Origin of the sequence: Intestinibacter sp., assembly GCF_051866655.1 — a bacterium.
Lineage (GTDB): Bacteria > Bacillota > Clostridia > Peptostreptococcales > Peptostreptococcaceae > Intestinibacter.
This window is the reverse complement of record NZ_JBJDXL010000224.1, coordinates 1-2,154: the sequence shown is the minus strand read 5'-3', so window position 1 is coordinate 2,154 and position 2,154 is coordinate 1. Positions and strand designations below refer to the sequence as shown.

Sequence of the window (2,154 nt, the reverse complement as noted above, 5' to 3'; positions counted from 1 at the left end):
TACAACAAGAAGGGTATCCGCCAGAGCCCTTCAATTAGAAAGATTATTAATTTTTAACTATTAATAATTATGGTGGATCCAGTCAATCCTAGAACTATTAAAATACCAGAACCCTAATGGAAGCTTAATTGCTAGAGTACAACGGACTATACAACGGTCAACCTATTATTACAGGTCAGGAAGAAGGAAATGGGTTACTTACTAAATAAGAAATACAAATAAGTAAGAATAGTTCTAATTTCTAGAATTCTTTTGAGTTAATAAATATATTTATCAACAATCTAAATTATCAAAGTTATGGCTAAGGATAAACAAGAAGAAAAGAAAGTAGTTGAAACTACAGTTGATAACATTGAAGAAGTTATCAAAAACGGTTCAGTAGTAACAGAAGATATAGCAAAAGCTGCTGCTGAAAAGATTGCAAAGAAGCGTGAGGAAGAACTCACAGCTAAACTGATTGATGCTACAATTCAAGCTGAGTATACGCAGAAGCGTATGCTGTTGTCTATGAAAAAGACAAAGAAAGAGGCAGAGATTAAACTAAACTACCTCAAGAAGATCACAGAACTCAACAACAAGCTGAAATCTGGTGACAAGAGTCTCAGCATTGATGAGTATAACAAGCAAACCGAAGAAGAAGCTGCAACTGCTCGTAAGCTTATTCGTGAAAACGAACAGACTTATGAAGACCACCGTTCCAGCTTAGAGAACCAGTATCCCGGCAACTGGTCATGGAGAATGAATCGCCTTATTATAGGCTAATCTTCAACAATCCAAGTAATAATATCTGAGCATAGTAATATGACTCTATGATGATATACTAATGTCTTACAGAGAAACATCGGCTGAGTTATTGCAACTGCGTAAGTCCACTAGTTTAGTTAAGACAGATCTGAATTGCCAGGTCCTCAAACAAGTGCTTTATGCCGGAGAGGGATTTAAAAACGTGCCACTGATCATGTGCCAAAGATCGTGAGAAATATATTTTAATTGCGCAATAACAATATAAGACTCTTATATAGTTTAAACTATATAATAATATTTCTTACGATATCAAATCGCACAGTAAGTAATGCTTCCATAGAGAATGCTTATAGTTACGGACTAGTTGCCCGAGAGACTATAACTTACACATCAGTATCAAACGTATTTTAAATAAAAAATGACCAATAAGCTAGGTAGGTTTGGTCGCCTACCTAGCTACTATTGACTGTTAGGTCTATTAGAGCATCGTTTGGACGGGGCTATCGTATGCCCCCAGCTCCACTATATAAATTATATTCTAAACAAAAGGGGCTGAACGGTTTTGACAGCGATAGCAAAAATAGAATAGGTCAATAAAGCCTTAAATGGCAACAATTTTATTACAGACTATACTCGTATTGCAGCGTAATATGAGTAGTCAACGGCTAAGCTAATGTCGTAGAAAGCTGGAGTAAGTAAGCTTTGCATGGTAGTGAAGCCCTATCGAAAGATAAAGGATAAGGAGTTCGAGTCTCCTACTTACTACAAAAAATTAACTTAATTATCAAAATTATGGGAGTACTTAAATACATTTCACACAATTTACCAGAGCATTGGGAAAAAGCAGCAGAAAAATATCGTTGTAAATCAGAGCTATGTAAAAGAATCTACGAAGCATTACCTTCGTATTATAAAGGGAATTATATACGTAATATACCTGCAAATAAACAAAAAATTTTACGTATGAATCACATGATTCATAGAATCTTTGAAGGAGAACTTATTCATGCTATTAATATTCACAATTCTAAAATAGATTGGAATAAAGTTAACGAACAAGCTAATCAAATTAAAGAAGAATGCAAGTAAGATGGTTTGCTTGGTTTGAGACTAAGCATGAAAAAACAGAGTTTATTAAGCTTCTTAATACGTGTAGAAACGATATAGAAGCTAAATATAAAGTAATGGATAAATATCCTAATTTATCTATTGCTCAAGTAGAAGGCATAGTAGATAACTTTAAAACAGAAATCAATAAACAATGAAACTAAATCATCCCGGAGTCTATCGTATAATAGGAGAACACTTTGAACTACTTGCTACAGTAATAGGAGAAGTTCCTTGCCTACGCATAGCATCTGCATTAAATGTTAATGATTTAGTGCAGAAAAGTAAATTTACTGTATTAGG

Annotated in this window: 3 protein-coding genes; all 3 read left to right on the top strand. The window is 34.1% G+C overall.

What is annotated here, in order from left to right; translation table 11 throughout:
- Positions 1-297 precede the first annotated feature (297 nt).
- The 3 genes from ACI3VO_RS06745 to ACI3VO_RS06735 all read left to right on the top strand — a co-directional run bounded on the left by ACI3VO_RS06745 (position 298) and on the right by ACI3VO_RS06735 (position 2,009).
- Positions 298-762, top strand: a complete 465-nt coding sequence (locus ACI3VO_RS06745) for a hypothetical protein (RefSeq protein ID WP_439757171.1) — start codon at positions 298-300, stop codon at positions 760-762.
- A gap of 774 nt (positions 763-1,536) precedes the next feature.
- Positions 1,537-1,833, top strand: a complete 297-nt coding sequence (locus ACI3VO_RS06740) for a hypothetical protein (protein WP_439757170.1) — start codon at positions 1,537-1,539, stop codon at positions 1,831-1,833.
- Positions 1,824-2,009: a hypothetical protein gene (locus ACI3VO_RS06735; protein WP_439757169.1), complete on the top strand. Its 186-nt coding sequence runs from the start codon at positions 1,824-1,826 to the stop codon at positions 2,007-2,009. Before ACI3VO_RS06740 ends, ACI3VO_RS06735 begins: the two co-directional genes overlap by 10 nt.
- Positions 2,010-2,154: the final 145 nt, after the last annotated feature.